Here is a 14,431-nt window from a genome sequence, read left to right as displayed (position 1 = left end):
GAGCGAATCGGTAGAATTCTGGCCATGGCGGAGCGTCCGGTGACCCCGACAGCGCCCGAACTCGTCGAGGCAGGCGCCCGATGACAGCTGCGCGAACACCGCCGGGCCAGGGATTCCGCCCCACCCATGTGGTCCCACCCCATGGCATGGCCGCCTGGGAGGCCCCCGACCCGGCCCGGCCCACCCTTCCCCTCGATCCCCTGCTGCCGGTGCAGCTGGTGGAGCGGCTCGGCGACTGGGGGCACATCTGCTGCGCCAACGGCTGGGCCGCCTGGGTCGACAGCCGCCAGTTGGTCGCCGTACCCCAGGACCCGCCCGCCGCCGAGGGCACCGACGCCGCCGCAGACCCGCTGCCCCTGCTGGCCCGCGCCGAGCAGGCCCTGGCCGAGTACCGGGCCGCGGTGGAGGAGCTGGCGGCAGGCGCCCTCGACGGGGAGACCTTCGAGAGCCGCACCCAGGGGCTGCGCATCGGGCTCGTGGTCGACGGGGAGTCCCTGTGGGTGTACGACCCGGAGGAAGGGAAGTGGGCGTACGGCGACGGTCGCCGGCTGAGCACCTACGCCACCGACCGGGCGGTCACAGGCGCCGACGATCCCGGGCACGCCCCGACCCGGCTGGTCGCACCTGAGGGTGAGCGCTGATGGCCGGGCAGACGAGCCTGTTCTCCGGCCGGCCCTCCGAGCTCGTCGGCCGGAAGGTGGCGAACTACCTGATCGAGAGCGAGGTGGGGCGTGGCGGCATGGCCGTCGTCTACCGCGCCCGCGATCTGCGCCTGGACCGGACGGTCGCGCTCAAGCTGCTCGCCCCGGAACTCGCCCGCAACGACACCTTCCGGCAGCGCTTCACCCACGAGTCCCGGGTCGCCGCCGCGATCGACCACCCGCACATCGTGCCCGTCTTCGAGGCCGGCGAGACGGACGGCGTGCTGTACATCGCGATGCGGTACGTCTCCGGCAGCGATCTGCGTCATCTCCTCGACGAGCACGGCCCGTTGGAGTTGCCGGACGCGGTCCGGATCGCCGCCCAGGTGGCGTCCGCGCTGGACGCCGCCCACGAGCACGGCCTGGTGCACCGGGACGTCAAGCCCGGCAACATCCTGGTCGCGGAGGGCACCGACAGCGACCACCCCGAGCACGTGTACCTCACCGACTTCGGGCTGACGAAGAAGTCGCTGTCCTTGACCGGGTTCACCAGCGTCGGGCAGTTCGTCGGCACCCTCGACTACGTCGCCCCCGAGCAGATCTCCGGCCGCCCTGTCGACGGCCGCTGCGACGTCTACGGCCTGGCCTGCGTCGTCTACGAGACCCTCGCCGGCCGGCCGCCCTTCCAGCGCGAGGACGACATGGCCCTGCTCTGGGCCCACCAGTACGACGAGCCGCCCCCGCCGAGCGAGGCCCGCCCGGACCTCGGCCGGGCCGCCGACCCCGTGTTCGCCAAGGCCCTCGCCAAGAGCCCGGACGCCCGCTACGACACCTGCCTCGACTTCGTCGCCGCCCTGCGTGCGGCCATGACCCCCGGCTCTGCATCCGCCGCGGCGGAGGGCCACCCGGCGCCCCCGGCCCCTCCGCCTCCGCACTGGGCGGAGCCCGTGTTCCACGAGTGAGACACGGCCCTTATGGCGTGTGTGTCGCGACGAGGCGCCGTACCGGCAGGGCCAGCAGGCCGCCCAGGAACCCGGCGGCCAGCCCCCACAGTGTCGCGAGGCCCACCGCCTGCCACAGCCCCGGCTTGAGGAAGAGTTCCCCGGTCAGGCCGCCGCCCAGGTTTCCGATGCCGAGCAGGGACAGGCCGTAGTGCGCCGAGACCCGGCCCACCAGGCAGATCATGAGGACGGTCAGGGCGAGTGCGACGGCCAGGTGCAGGGCGTGCTGCCAGATGCGGACGCGGGCCGGTGCGCGTACGGCCATCTGGACGGCGACCGCGAGCAGCAGCACCGCGACCACCACCACGAGCCACCACCACCGGCCGTCGTGGGCGGTGAGCGTGCGCAGGTTCAGCGCGGAGACGTCCGGGGTGCGCAGGATCTCGTCCAGCACATGCGGCACCGGCAGCCCGAACGGGCCCGCCACGCGGCCGTGCCAGGTCGCGCCCAGGCCCAGGGTGAGCGCCAGCCACGCCAGATTGGGCAGCCCGAGCAGGATCACCGCGAACGTCGTGGCCGGGTGCCCGCGCGTCGCCGCCGTCACCAGTGCGATGACCAGGGCGACGGCGACGTAGGCCAGCAGCAGGACCACCATCGCGTGCGCGGCCGGGCGCACCGACTCCTGGAAGCGCAGCAGCCGCCCCGGCAGCGGTGCCCCGCGCGCTACCAGCAGGGCCAGCAGCAGCACCCCGGCCAGCCACAGCAGTCCGAACAGCACGCTCAGCGGCACGTCCGTGGTGAAGCCGACCCGTGGCTCGGCGGAGAACAGGCCGGCGAGTTCGGCGAGGGTGCCGCTGCCCACGTCGACGGCGAAGGTCTGCCGGGCGCCCAGGGCGAGGCCGATCAGCACGAGCAGCCACAGCCCCGCGATCCGGGCCGCCCAGCCCGCCAGTTCGCGGGCCGAGGCGACCGCCCGGTGCCGCAGCGGCCGGAGGAAGCCCGCGCCGATCACCAGGGCACCGGCGAGGGTCACCGACAGCGGGATCACGTTGAGACCGGCCTGCGTCCGCGCCAGAGCCCCCGCGTTTCCGGAGAGTTCGATGCTGCCGCCGACGGAGGTGACCACGGTCGCGGCGACCACCCGGGGAAACGCCCCGTCCGGCAGGCCCGTCGCTCCGGCCGCCCAAAGGCCCAGCGCCGCCACCAGCGCCATGACGGCCAGTCCGGTCAGCACAGCGGCCACGGCCTGTGCCCAGCCGTGGCGGGCGACGGGCGCTGCGGGGGCGGGCGGCACGGGGACGGTCGGAGGGCTCACCCTTGCCACGCTAGGCAGCCTCGGCGGACACCGCCGGGCGGGCCGTCCGCGTCGGCTTGCGAGCCCCACCCGATCGGAGCACACAATAGGCACGTGGCGCATCAAAATGCGCCACACGTGAGTTTCGTCAGAAAAGCCGCGCATTGCGACGGGGTCTTTTCCGAGACAGGCCGCGCATCGCGACGGGAATGAGTGCCGTGAGCGTCGAACCTCCGTCATCGGGCCGCCCCACCGGGCCGCCCTCCGGCCCCCTGTCGGGATCCTCCAAGCCCCCCGCCGGTCCGCCGCCCCCCGGCGGCGGGGCCGCGCCCGGAGGACCGCACCAGCCGTGGTGGAAGTCCGTGCCACGCGTCGCCGCGCTCTCGGCCGCCCTGGTCGCGGCCGTCGTCCTCGCGGTGGTCTTCACCCGCCCGAACGGCGGCAGCTCCGCCAAACGCGGTGAGGTCTTCCTGCAGGCCGCGAGCAGCACCGGCCAGGACCCCTTCACCAAGTCGACGGTCACCAAGTCGGCGGCGAAGGAGAGTTCGGCTCAGCCCCCGGCCTCCGCCCAGCCCCCGGGTTCCGCTCAGCCCCCGGGTTCCGCTCAGCCCCCGGGTTCCGTCCAGCCCCCGGGTTCCGTCCAGCCTCCGGGTTCGACCAGGCCCCCGGGCTCCGCCCAGCCCTCGGCTTCCACCCAGCACCCGGGCTCCGCCCCCGCCGCGCCCTCGGTCCCGGCCAACGAGGTACGCGGGGTACAGGGCGGCGCGCCCGGCCTGTACGCCGGCACCCAGCGCGTCTCCGCCTGCGACGTCGCGGCCCAGATCAAGGCCCTCCAGGCCGACCCGGCCAAGAGCCGCGCCTGGGCCTCCGCGGCCGGTGTCGCCCCCTCCAGCGTCTCGGCCTACCTGCGCTCGCTCACCCCGGTGCAGCTGCGCGCGGACACCCGCGTCACCAACCACGGCTACCGCAACGGCTCCGCCACCGGCTACCAGGCCGTCCTCCAGGCCGGCACCGCCGCCCTGGTCGACGGGCACGGTGTGCCCCGGCTGCGCTGCGCCTGCGGCAACCCGCTGACCCCGCCGGTCGCCCAGCGCACCACGCCCCGGGCGACGGGCGACCACTGGGCCTCGTACCGGCCGGCGAACGTCGTCGTCGTCACCCCCGCGCCGATCGTCATCAAGGTCTTCGTGATCTACGACGTCCACCACAACGACTGGTTCCACCGCTACCGGGGCGACACCGGCCACCACGACGAGCACACCCGGCCGCCGGTGGACAAGCACCCCTGGATCCCGCCGAACCCCTGCGCGTCCACGCCGGGTACGACCGGGATGCCGGGCTCCCGCCAGACGCCCTGCCCGTCGACGTCGACCTCGGGCAGCCGCAGTCCCTCGTCGTCCTCGTCCTCGTCCAGTTCGTCCAGTTCGTCCAGCTCTTCGTCGTCGTCCAGCTCTTCGTCGTCGTCCTCCTCTTCGCCCTCGTCCTCGTCCGCCTCGCCGTCGAAGTCCTCTTCGTCGCCGTCCTCGTCCTCTTCCTCGCCCTCCTCGTCCTCTTCGTCCTCGTCGCCGTCCTCTTCGTCGTCCGAGTCGAAGTCGTCGCCACCCGAGTCGAAGTCTTCGTCGCCGGAGTCGAAGTCTTCGTCGCCCGAGTCGAAGTCTTCGTCGCCGGAGTCGAAGTCGTCGTCGCCCGAGTCGTCGTCGAGCTCGTCGTCGTCCGAGTCGCCCACCTCGCCGTCGCCGTCGGTGTCGTCGGAGTCACCGACGTCGGGCCCTCCGTCGTCGGAGACGACCACGTCCGCGCGGCAGTCCTCGGAGCAGTCCTCGGAGCAGCCCTCCCAGGGCTCCCCGCCCGGGCCGGCGATCCCCGAGACGACCGGCGGGGCCCCGGAGACCTCCGGCGCCCCGGTGGGGCCGCAGCCGCCGACCGGCGAACAGCAGTCGTGAGCGGGCGTACGCTCTCTTTCGGGACGCCCCGGACGGCGTGACGATTGCCACTGTGCGCGCTCGGCGAACGCGGCGGGGGACTGCCGGGCCCGGGTCGGGGTACGAGGACTGAAGCAACAGCCGACGACCGGACGGACCGGGCTTACGAGAGAGACAGCATGACCGAGCACCTGGGCGGGGCAGTGATACCGACTGGTTTCGACGTACCCGTGGAGCCGCTGCGACGCGCGGCCCACTACACCGGCGAACCCGGATGCATCGCCGAGGCGCGCGCCTTCGCGGCCCACTTTCTCCAGCAGCTGCGCACCGAGTGGTGCGCCACCATCGACAGCCGTGCGGACGGCGAGCTGCTGCTGGTCGTCAGCGAACTGGTCACCAACGCGGAGCGGCACAGCAACGGCCCCTACATCCTCGACCTGGAGGGCACGGACTCCGTGGTCACGGTGGCCGTGTACGACAGCAGCTCCGCCCTGCCCCGTGTCTTCCCGAAGGACCCCGAACGTGTCGGGCGGCACGGACTGGAGATCGTGCACGCCCTGGCCGCCGAGGTCACGGTGGAGCGGGTGCCCGTCGGCAAGCGGATACGCGCACGCGTCGAGCTGAGCCGCTGAGCGAAGGCGGGCTGCTTCCAGTCCGGTATGTCCGGTCCGGGATTCACCCAGGGCGGAATGCCCTCGCCTTTGCGCCGGCGGCTCCTAGGCTGACGGGATGAGCAACAAGGTGAGCGAGGAAGCCCGAGTGATCCCCCTGCGCCCCGCGACGCCCGCGCGCCCGGACGCGCCCGCGCCCAAGGAGCCGCTGTGGCGCGACCTGGTCGGTGACGTGCTGCGCCGCGAGCGGCAGGCGCAGGAGCGCACGCTCAAGGAGGTGGCGGAAGCGGCCCGGATCTCGCTGCCCTACCTGTCCGAGGTCGAGCGTGGCCGCAAGGAGGCGTCCTCCGAGGTGCTCGCCGCCGCGGCCCGCGCCCTCGGCCTGGGCCTCGGTGACCTGCTCTCCCGGGTCCACAGCGAACTGGCCCGGCAGACGAGCACCGTGCGCCGGCACGCGCCCGCCCGGCCGTACAACGGGCTCTGCCTGGCCGCCTGACGGGGCGCGTGTCGGTCCGGTGACCGATGAGTTTCCCGGCGAGGATCGGTCGACACAGGTGACCGCGTTCCACGCTCCAGGAGGTACTCATGGCGACCGACGGATTCACCACCTGTCTCTGGTTCGACGGACAGGCCGAGGAGGCCGCGCGTTTCTACGTGTCCGTGTTCAAGAACTCCGCCATCGGCCGCGTCGGCCACCACACGGAGGCCGGCCCCGGACCGGCCGGCTCCGTGTTGGCCGTGGAGTTCACGGCCAACGGCCAGAAGTTCGTCGCGCTCAACGGCGGCCCGCAGTTCACCTTCAACGAGGCCGTCTCCTTCCAGATCCACTGTGCCGACCAGGAGGAGATCGACTACTACTGGACCAAGCTCACGGAGGACGGTGGCGAGGGCGGCCCCTGCGGCTGGCTCAAGGACAAGTACGGAGTCTCTTGGCAGGTGGTCTACGGCCGGCTGATCGACCTGCTCGGCGACCCCGACCCGGAAAGGGCCGCGCGCACCACCCGCGCCATGCTGAGCATGGGCAAGCTGGACGTCGCGGCCCTGGAGCAGGCCTACGCCGGGGAGTGACCCCGCCGTCAGATCCGGTCGGCCGCGATCAGCAGGTACTGGAAGCTGCCGTTGCGGTAGGCGTCGAGGAACGTGTCCTCGACGCCCGTGACCAGATGCTCGGCCTCCTTGCGCAGTTCCCAGTACGGGATCGTCGCCTCGGTCAGGTCCTCCACATGGACCGGCACCAGGCGGTGGCGGGCCATCGCCCTGAAGTACTCCGAGCGCGGATGGATGTCACAGATGTAGTGCGCGTTGATCAGCGACACCTCGCGTGATGCCCGCCCGTAGGTGTCGTTGTAGCAACCGGTGATCACCACGTACCGTCCGCCGCGCCGCAGCAGCCGGGCGTGCTCGGCGAACAGCAGGTCCAGCTCGACGTACATGGTGGACTCGTTGTTCCAGGATGCCGCGTACGCGTCCGACGCGAAGCCGGTGTCCAGCATGTTGCGGTGGTGGTAGCGCACCTTGTCGTCCATGCCCCGGGCGCGCGCCTGCTCGTTGGCGAACCCGGCCTGCTTCTCGGAGAGCGTGACGCCGTCAGCGTGGCAGCCGTAGCGCAGATGGGCCGTGACGCTGCCGCCGCCCCGGCCGCAGCCGGCGTCGAAGACCCGGTCGTCCGGGGTGAGCGGGCCGAGGTAGGAGGCGAGCAGCTCGGCCTGGGCGTGCTCCAGGCGGTGCAGCTCGGCGGTGAGGCGGTCGCGGCGGCGGACCGGGTCGGGTTCGTCCAGCACCGAGCGGTCGGCGGCTCCGATGCCGTAGTGGTGGTGGTACAGGTCGTCGATCCTGCCGAGTTCGAGGTTGACCGGGTTCTCTTCCGCGTTCCAGTAGTCCGCGACACGGGTCTGGTACGTGGACTGGGCCGGCACCGGCGCCGGTGCCGTGGGTCGAGCAGGGGCGGTGGTCAACTGTGACTCCTATTCGTACATGTGACGGTGTTTCAGGTCGCGCTGTTCTACCAGTAGTCGGGCAGGTGGTAGCGATGGGTGTTGGTGGCGTGCCACTCGTGGTTGCCGGACACCCAGGCGGCAAGCCCCTGGGCGTACCGCTCCACGAGGGGCGAGGTGGCGGACAGGGCCGCGGACTCCTCCTCGAAGGCCTCCATGATCCGGTTGTGGATCTCGACGGACTTCAGGTAGGCGGCCTTCAGCCCGCGGAGGTCGTTGGCCGCCACCACCTGGGGCAGGTTGAGATGGTCCGGATCGCTCGCCAGCTCCTTGGTGAAGGAGTACAGGTCGTTGACGATCGTCGTGGCGTTGCACGCCAGGGCGGTGATGCGCTGGATCTCGGGGCGGGCGTAGACCTGTTCGGGCAGTTCGTAGCCGTCCACGGCGTCGACGAGCGACAGACACGGCCGGAAGTTGTTGAACTGCCGCATCACCAGGTACTCCCAGACCCGTGGCACGTACCGGGTCTCCATCCAGGCGGCCTCGGCGAGATAGCCCAGGTGCAGCCGGGCCATGTCGTGCACGAACCGGTCGGTCTGGCTGGGCGTGGCGAAAGCGGCGTAGTCCGCGAGGGCGAACTGGTACGAGCGCAGCGGACCGTCGGTCCGCATGCCCTGGCGCCACTCCTCCTCCAGCTCCGGGACGCCGTGGTACGGGTCGAGCGCCGACTGGGCCAGGATCAACGGGCCGCCCAGGCCGCGCCGTTGTCCGCCCCGGCCCTCGTCCTCCTCGCAGTAGCAGGAGTCGACGACGTTCTCGGCGAGCAGCAGCTTGCCGGCGGCGGTGAGCCGGTCCAGGTCGAGGCCGCCCGGATGCTGCAGCGCGACGGCCCGGCCGAACTGGAAGCCGGAGAAGTCCCCGCGCCAGGCCTGCGGGAACAGGTCCAGCTCACGGGCCCAGGCCTCCAGTCGGCGGTCGATCTCCGCGGCCTTGTCCGGGTCGGCGGGAACGGCCGGCCGGTGGTGCAGCCCGGGGATCACCCCGGTGCGCCGCGTGCTGCGCAGGCTCTGGGCGATGTTCGGTGGCCCGGGCAGCGTGTACGAAGGTGTGGGTGTGGTCATGGGGCGCTCCGGGCCGTCACTCGGGGATCCGGCCGATCTGGACGTTCTCCAGGATCCCCGCCGCGTCGGGGACGAGGATGGCCAGTGAGTAGTACGCGGTGACGAGATAGTTGATGATCGCGGCTGAATCGATGCCCATGAAACGGACGTTGAGACCGGGCTGGTACTCCTCCGGGATGCCGGTCTGGTAGAGGCCGATGACGCCCTGGTCGGCCTCGCCGGTGCGCAGCGCGATGATGCTGCTCGTGTGGTCCTCGCTGATGGGAATCTTGCTGCACGGGAAGATGGGCACACCGCGCCAGGCCGGGACCTCGTGGCCGTCGACGCTCGCGGTGCCGGGGACGAGGCCGCGCCGGTTGCACTGCCGGAAGAACGCCGCGATGGCCTTCGGATGGGCGAGGAAGACCTTGGTCTTGCGCCGCATCGACAGCAGTTCGTCCATGTCGTCCGGGGTCGGCGGGCCGGTGAGGCTGCTGATCCGCTGCCCGTAGTCGACGTTGTGCAGCAGCCCGAAATCCCGGTTGTTGACCAGCTCCCACTCCTGGCGCTCGCGGATCTCCTCGACGGTCAGCCGGAGCTGCTGCGCCGTCTGGTCCATGGGGTCGTTGTAGAGGTCGGCGACGCGGGTGTGGACCCGCAGCACGGTCTGGGTGAGGGACAACTCGTATTCGCGCGGGGCGAGTTCGTAGTCCACGAAGCCGCCGGGCAGCGTCTGCTCGCCCACATGGCCGGCCTGCACCGGCACCTCGGCCTCGCCCTTGCGGTTCATGGGCCTGCGCTGCCGCTCGGCATAGGCCTCCAGGTGGGCCGCGAGGGACGGCACCCGGTCGCTGAACTCCTGGACGACGCTCCAGGGCAGCGACAGCACCACTGCCGCGGTGTCGGCCCGCACCGAGGCCAGCCACAGCGGGTCGGACTGCCCCACGGCCTCGTCGCCCAGCTGGTCGCCGTCGGAGACGACCCCGATGATCTCCTCGTCGCCGTACTTGCCGTTGGTGTAGCGGGTGAAGCGGCCGTGGGCGACGAGGTACGCCTCCGTGACGGGCTGGCCCGCCTCGAACAGCACCTGCCCGGGTCGCACTTCACGGGAACGGAAGCGGGTGGCCATCTCTCGCAGGACGTCGAGGTCGCGGTAGCCGCGCAGGATCGGCAGTTCGGTCAGCGTCTCGGGGACGACCCGGATGTCGTCGGCGCCGTTGAGCTCGAAGTGCACCCGGCCGCGTCCCGTGCGCAGGTTCAGCCGGCGGTTGACCCGGTAGGTGCCGCCTTTGACGTCCACCCAGGGCAGGGACTTCAGCAGCCATCGTGAGGTGATGGCCTGCATCTGGGGTTCGGACTTGGTGGTGGTGGTGAGCTGGCGTGCCGCCCGGGTGCCGAGGCTCGTGAGCTGCCCGTCGAGCGTGGGTTCGGGGACGGGTTCGTCGACGGCGGAACCGGTGGCGCTGTCCGGTGTGGACACTTTCCCTCCAGCGGAGCGGTGAACGAACAGGGGTGACCGGATCGATGGGTGGTGAGCGTGGTGGTGATGCGCTCGGACCAAGCCAAACAGGCCTGGTGAGGTGCCCGGTACGGCGCGAAGGGGGCGGATCTGCTGCCCGGAGTCGCAAACCCGGCGGTCGAGGCACGGGCCGCGCGGCGCGGTCCTCGGGCGCCGGTGTGCCCCTCCCCGGCCCGCTCAGGTGAGGTCGGGTAAGGAGGGGTCGGCTGAGGACAGGCCAGGTAAGGACAGGTCGTTCACCAGGACGGCCGCCCCGTCGAAGCGACCCGCCTTCAGGTCCGCCAGGGCCCTCGGCGCCTCGGACAGCGGATAGGCGTGCGTGGTCGCGTGCACGCCGTACCGCGCGGCGAGGGACAGGAACTCCCGGCCGTCCGCACGGGTGTTGGAGGTGACGCTGCGCAGTTCCCGCTCGTAGAACAGCTCGGTCTCGTAGTGCAGGGGCGGTACGTCGCTCAGGTGGATGCCCGCGATCGCCAGTACCCCGCCCCGGTCGAGGGCGCGCAGCGCGACCGGGACCAGCTCACCGGCCGGGGCGAACAGGATCGCCGCGTCCAGCGGTTCCGGCGGCGGCCCGGGGAGCTCGTGCGCGGAGGCCGCGCCCAGCTCCAGGGCCAGCCGCCGGGCCGCGTCACCCCGGGTGACCACGTGCACCGTGGCCCCCTCGGCGAGCGCCACCTGCGCGCACAGATGCGCGCTGCCCCCGAAGCCGTACAGTCCGAGCCGGCCGCCCTCGGGCAGCCCGGTGCGGCGCAGCGCGCGGTGGCCGATGATCCCGGCGCACAGCAGCGGCGCCGTCGCCACGTCGGCCAGGGCGCCGGGCAGCGAGTAGGCGAATTCGGCCGGGACGGTGGTGTACTCGGCATACCCGCCGTCGGCGTCCCAGCCGGTGTACTCCGAGTGCGGGCACAGGTTCTCGGCGCCCCGCACGCAGTACGCGCACACCCCGTCGGTGCGGCGCAGCCAGGGCACGCCCACCCGGTCGCCCACGGCGAAGTCCCGGACCCAGGCCCCGGTGGCCGCGACCTCGCCGACGACCTCGTGGCCCGGGGTCACCCCGGCCCGGTGCACCGGCAGGTCGCCCTCGGCGACGTGCAGATCGGTCCGGCACACCCCGCAGGCCCGCACCCGTACCAGCAACTCGTCCCTGCCGGGCACCGGAACCGGCCGCTCCATGAGCCGGAGCGGTCCGTCCTCGACCGGCCCCGGCCGTACCACCGACCACGCCCGCATCGCGTCTTCCGCCACTCGTTCGCGTCTTCGGCCGCCGCTGCGCGTTCTCGGCCGCCCGTTCGCAATTCCAGTGTCCGCCAGTGCACCCGTTCGGCGCGCGTGCGGGCCGCGGGATGGCTAGCGTGAAAATCCGGGACAACCGTCTTCACCGATCACCCGTCCGGCTGAGAGACCAGGAGGCTGCGTCATGGCCGTGCAACCTGAAGGAACCCCCTGTTGGGCCGACGCGATGTTCAGCGACGTCGAGGGGGCCAAGGACTTCTACGGCGATGTTCTCGGCTGGACCTTCGGCGAGGCCGCGTCGGAGTACGGCAACTACACGCAGGCCTATGTGAACGGCAAGGCGGTGGCCGCGGTCGTCCCGCCCATGCCCGGTCAGGAGGGCCAGTCGCAGTGGTGCCTGTACTTCGCCTCGCCGGACGCCGCCGCGACCGCCGCGAAGATCAGGGAGAACGGCGGCGAGGTGCTGATGGAGCCGATGCAGGTCGGCGATTTCGGCACGATGTGCCTGGCCAGGGAGCCCGGCGGAGCCGTGTTCGGCGTCTGGCAGGCGGGCACCCATGAGGGCTTCGAGGCGATGGCGACCCCCGGCGCCTACAACTGGGCCGAGGTCTTCACCCGCGAACCCGAGCGGACGGACACGTTCCTCACCTCGGTCTTCCCCTATGTCGCCAAGCAGCTGGAGGACGACGGGGTCGACTTCCGGGTCTTCAACATCGGTGACGAGACGGTCCTCGGCCGGATGCGGATGACCGACGAGTTCCCGCCCGAGGTCCCGTCGTACATCAATGTGTACTTCGGCGTCGACGACTGCGACGCGGCCGTGGCCCGGGCCACCAAGCGCGGCGCCGTCCTGCGCTTCGGGCCGATGAGCAGCCCCTTCGGGCGGTTCGCGGCGCTCAGCGATCCGCAGGGTGCGAACTTCTCGGTGATCGACGTCACGACCACCGAGGGCGAGATGCCGAGGTTCGCGGAGGCCTGACGCGGCCCGGACGGGGCCCGGACCCGGGCCGCACCGGGGCCGGACCGGCGCCCGGTGCGGCCATGGCATGATCGAGCCCATGCGTGAACGTGTGGTGGCCGCGTGCGACGGGGCTTCGAAGGGAAACCCCGGACCGGCCGGATGGGCGTGGGTGGTCTCGGACGACGAGCGGACCCCGGCCCGCTGGGAGGCCGGCCCGCTCGGCCGGGCGACCAACAACGTGGCCGAGCTGACGGCGCTGGAACGGCTGCTCGCGTCCGTCGACCCGGATGTGCCGCTGGAGATCCGGATGGACTCCCAGTACGCGATGAAGGCCGTCACCAGCTGGCTGCCCGGCTGGAAGCGCAACGGCTGGAAGACGTCCGCGGGCAAGCCGGTCGCCAACCAGGACCTGGTGGTCCGCATCGACGAGCTCCTCGACGGCCGCTCGGTCGAGTTCCGCTACGTACCCGCCCACCAGGTCGACGGCGACCCGCTGAACGACTTCGCCGACCGCGCTGCCAGCCAGGCGGCCTCCGTCCAGGAGCCGGCCGGCAGCGCGCTCGGCTCCGCCGAGCCGCCCCCGTCGCCCGAGACGCCGAAGGCGGCCACCGCGCGCCGCAAGGCGCCCCGCCGCACCGGCGGCGGAGCGTCCTCGCGCACCATCAAGGCGAAGTTCCCCGGCCGCTGCCAGTGCGGTCGCTCCTACGCCGCGGGCGAGTCCATCGCCAAGAACGCGCAGGGCTGGGGCCACCCGGAGTGCCGTACGGCCGAGGCCTGACCGGCGCTCCGGTCAGGCGTTCCGACGCGCCGGTCAGGAGTCGAAGGTGTAGAACGCGGTGTGGTCGAGCAGGTCGGCCGGGCGCACGTCGTTCCACGGCTTCATCGTGTCGTTCAGGTCGACCACGTCGGGGGTCTCGCCGGCCGGCACGTACGCGGCGTCGGGGTGTCGGGCCTGCCACTCGGCCCACAGCTTGTCGACATAGGCGTGGTGCAGCCAGAACACCGGGTCGTTGGGGGAGACCCCGGTGGACATCTGGCCGCCGACCCACACATGCACCCGGTTGTGCAGGTTGACGCCGCGCCAGCCCTCCAGGTTGTTGCGGAAGCCGTCCGAGGCGCTGTTGTACGGCGCCGCGTCGTACGTCGTCATCGCGAGCACCGACTCCACCTCCGCGCGGGTCGGCAGCTCGCGCACGCTCGTGCCGAGCGAGCGGCGCAGGAAGGTACGCGCGTCCACGCGCACGCTGATCGTCCAGTTCCCGGTGGAGGCGGCGAACGGGCCGTCCATCACCCGGCCGTCCGTGCTGCGCCCGGTGCCGCCGAGGAAGTCCGGCGCCCAGAGCGACGAGCGCAGCGTGCGGTCCGTGCTCCAGTCCCAGTACGGCAGCGCGACCGAGGAGTCCACCGACTGCAGGGCCTGCTCGAAGTCGAGCAGGAATCTGCGGTGCCACGGCAGGAAGGACGGCGAGCGGTGGCCGGTCCGCTCACCGGAGTCGGTGTCGGACATGATGAAGGCGTTGTGCGTGCGGACGAACTCGTCGTAGCGTCCGCTGCGCTTGAGTTCGAGGACGGCGTTGACGAACGCCTGCTTCTCCGCGGCGGTCAGAGTGGCCTGGTTCTTGCGTATGGTCATGGTGCGCGGTACTCCGGAGTGTCCTTGCGGGGGCGGTCAGTTGGCGGGGAACGGCAGCAGCTGGGCGCCCTGCAGCTCGTCCACCGCGGCGCGGGCGGCGGCGCGCGGTGTGGACACCGGGTCGTAGTGGCTCACAACGCTTATCCAGCTGCCGTCGGCGTTCTGCATCACGTGCAGCTGCACTCCGTCGACGAACACGCCGTAGCCGCCACCGTGTTCGTGGTGGTGACCGCCTCCGCTCATCGGACGGCCCTGTATCCGGCGGCCCTTGTAGACCTCGTCGAAGGATGCGGGGGCACCGTGGTGGTGCTCGGCGGCCGAGGCGGCGGGCGCGAGGAGCGTGCCGGCGCCGGCCGCGGCGGCGAGGGTGGCCGCGGTGGTGAGCGCGCGGCGGCGGGTGATGTCGGGCATACGGGTTCTCCTGTGGGGGAGTTCGGTGATGACTCCGCATGCCTATCGGGCTGCCACGGACCGCAAGAAATCGCCCGGAACCGGTTGGCTATGATCCGGACAATTAGCCACATGTCGTATAGAGTTGAACAAAGACGATCTTGCTGTGGCAGGCCGCCCTCCGTTGCGGAACGGGGAATTCCTTGCTGAGGTGCACCGCTTTCCGGTGATCTTTCCTGTCGGTCGCCCGTT

At 71.8% G+C, this 14,431-nt stretch carries 15 protein-coding genes and 1 pseudogene; 8 read left to right on the top strand and 8 right to left on the bottom strand.

Features of this window, described 5'->3' with window-relative positions; genetic code table 11:
• Positions 1-80: 80 nt before the first annotated feature.
• Together ACWD3E_RS34595 and ACWD3E_RS34590 are read left to right on the top strand one after the other, a co-directional pair.
• The gene (locus tag ACWD3E_RS34595) at positions 81-641 is read left to right on the top strand and encodes a hypothetical protein (RefSeq protein ID WP_451391480.1); all 561 of its coding nucleotides are present in this window, start codon (positions 81-83) and stop codon (positions 639-641) included.
• Positions 641-1,603, top strand: a complete 963-nt coding sequence (locus tag ACWD3E_RS34590) for a serine/threonine-protein kinase (protein WP_451391479.1) — start codon at positions 641-643, stop codon at positions 1,601-1,603. Before ACWD3E_RS34595 ends, ACWD3E_RS34590 begins: the two co-directional genes overlap by 1 nt.
• A 10-nt stretch (positions 1,604-1,613) precedes the next feature.
• On the opposite strand, the gene ACWD3E_RS34585 is transcribed toward ACWD3E_RS34590, so the two are convergent.
• On the bottom strand, positions 1,614-2,897 hold the full coding sequence (locus tag ACWD3E_RS34585) for a streptophobe family protein (RefSeq protein WP_451391478.1): 1,284 nt from the start codon (positions 2,895-2,897) through the stop codon (positions 1,614-1,616).
• A 188-nt stretch (positions 2,898-3,085) separates the two neighbouring features.
• Here ACWD3E_RS34585 and ACWD3E_RS34580 point away from each other — a divergent pair.
• Positions 3,086-4,051: pseudogene (locus ACWD3E_RS34580) on the top strand (DUF6777 domain-containing protein); the annotation flags it as partial.
• A 50-nt stretch (positions 4,052-4,101) separates the two neighbouring features.
• On the opposite strand, the gene ACWD3E_RS34575 reads toward ACWD3E_RS34580, so the two are convergent.
• Positions 4,102-4,668 (bottom strand): hypothetical protein, encoded by a 567-nt coding sequence (locus ACWD3E_RS34575; protein WP_451391553.1) that lies wholly within the window; start codon positions 4,666-4,668, stop codon positions 4,102-4,104.
• 309 nt (positions 4,669-4,977) lie between these two features.
• Here ACWD3E_RS34575 and ACWD3E_RS34570 point away from each other — a divergent pair, with 309 nt between their 5' ends.
• The 3 genes from ACWD3E_RS34570 (at position 4,978) to ACWD3E_RS34560 (ending at position 6,477) form a co-directional block, all read left to right on the top strand.
• On the top strand, positions 4,978-5,430 hold the full coding sequence (locus ACWD3E_RS34570) for an ATP-binding protein (RefSeq protein ID WP_451391477.1): 453 nt from the start codon (positions 4,978-4,980) through the stop codon (positions 5,428-5,430).
• A 97-nt stretch (positions 5,431-5,527) separates the two neighbouring features.
• The gene (locus ACWD3E_RS34565) at positions 5,528-5,905 is read left to right on the top strand and encodes a helix-turn-helix domain-containing protein (protein ID WP_451391476.1); all 378 of its coding nucleotides are present in this window, start codon (positions 5,528-5,530) and stop codon (positions 5,903-5,905) included.
• A gap of 89 nt (positions 5,906-5,994) precedes the next feature.
• Positions 5,995-6,477, top strand: a complete 483-nt coding sequence (locus tag ACWD3E_RS34560) for a VOC family protein (protein WP_451391475.1) — start codon at positions 5,995-5,997, stop codon at positions 6,475-6,477.
• Between the two features lie 8 nt (positions 6,478-6,485).
• Here ACWD3E_RS34560 and ACWD3E_RS34555 read toward each other — a convergent pair whose 3' ends face one another.
• The 4 genes from ACWD3E_RS34555 to ACWD3E_RS34540 all read right to left on the bottom strand — a co-directional run bounded on the left by ACWD3E_RS34555 (position 6,486) and on the right by ACWD3E_RS34540 (position 11,192).
• A complete protein-coding gene (locus ACWD3E_RS34555; RefSeq protein WP_451391474.1) occupies positions 6,486-7,364 on the bottom strand; it encodes a geranyl diphosphate 2-C-methyltransferase in 879 nt (292 codons plus the stop codon).
• Between the two features lie 47 nt (positions 7,365-7,411).
• On the bottom strand, positions 7,412-8,593 hold the full coding sequence (locus tag ACWD3E_RS34550; protein WP_451391551.1) for a family 2 encapsulin nanocompartment cargo protein terpene cyclase: 1,182 nt from the start codon (positions 8,591-8,593) through the stop codon (positions 7,412-7,414).
• Positions 8,481-9,923: a family 2B encapsulin nanocompartment shell protein gene (locus tag ACWD3E_RS34545; RefSeq protein ID WP_451391473.1), complete on the bottom strand. Its 1,443-nt coding sequence runs from the start codon at positions 9,921-9,923 to the stop codon at positions 8,481-8,483. The genes ACWD3E_RS34550 and ACWD3E_RS34545 overlap by 113 nt, the downstream gene beginning before the upstream one ends.
• A gap of 216 nt (positions 9,924-10,139) precedes the next feature.
• A complete protein-coding gene (locus ACWD3E_RS34540) occupies positions 10,140-11,192 on the bottom strand; it encodes a zinc-binding alcohol dehydrogenase family protein (RefSeq protein WP_451391550.1) in 1,053 nt (350 codons plus the stop codon).
• A gap of 187 nt (positions 11,193-11,379) precedes the next feature.
• Between ACWD3E_RS34540 and ACWD3E_RS34535 the strand changes: the two genes are divergently transcribed.
• Entirely contained in the window at positions 11,380-12,174 is a 795-nt protein-coding gene (locus tag ACWD3E_RS34535; RefSeq protein WP_451391472.1) for a VOC family protein, read from the top strand.
• A 67-nt stretch (positions 12,175-12,241) separates the two neighbouring features.
• Positions 12,242-12,934: a ribonuclease H family protein gene (locus ACWD3E_RS34530; protein WP_451391471.1), complete on the top strand. Its 693-nt coding sequence runs from the start codon at positions 12,242-12,244 to the stop codon at positions 12,932-12,934.
• Positions 12,935-12,967: 33 nt separating this feature from the next.
• On the opposite strand, the gene melC2 is transcribed toward ACWD3E_RS34530, so the two are convergent.
• Together melC2 and melC1 are read right to left on the bottom strand one after the other, a co-directional pair.
• Positions 12,968-13,789 (bottom strand): tyrosinase MelC2, encoded by an 822-nt coding sequence (gene melC2, locus ACWD3E_RS34525; protein ID WP_451391470.1) that lies wholly within the window; start codon positions 13,787-13,789, stop codon positions 12,968-12,970.
• Positions 13,790-13,825: 36 nt separating this feature from the next.
• Positions 13,826-14,200, bottom strand: a complete 375-nt coding sequence (melC1, locus tag ACWD3E_RS34520; RefSeq protein ID WP_451391469.1) for an apotyrosinase chaperone MelC1 — start codon at positions 14,198-14,200, stop codon at positions 13,826-13,828.
• Positions 14,201-14,431: the final 231 nt, after the last annotated feature.

The sequence above is a fragment of the Streptomyces sp. NPDC002676 genome (assembly GCF_053592455.1).
The sequence above is the reverse complement of the archived record's forward strand: the minus strand, read 5'-3'. Positions and strand labels throughout refer to the sequence as shown.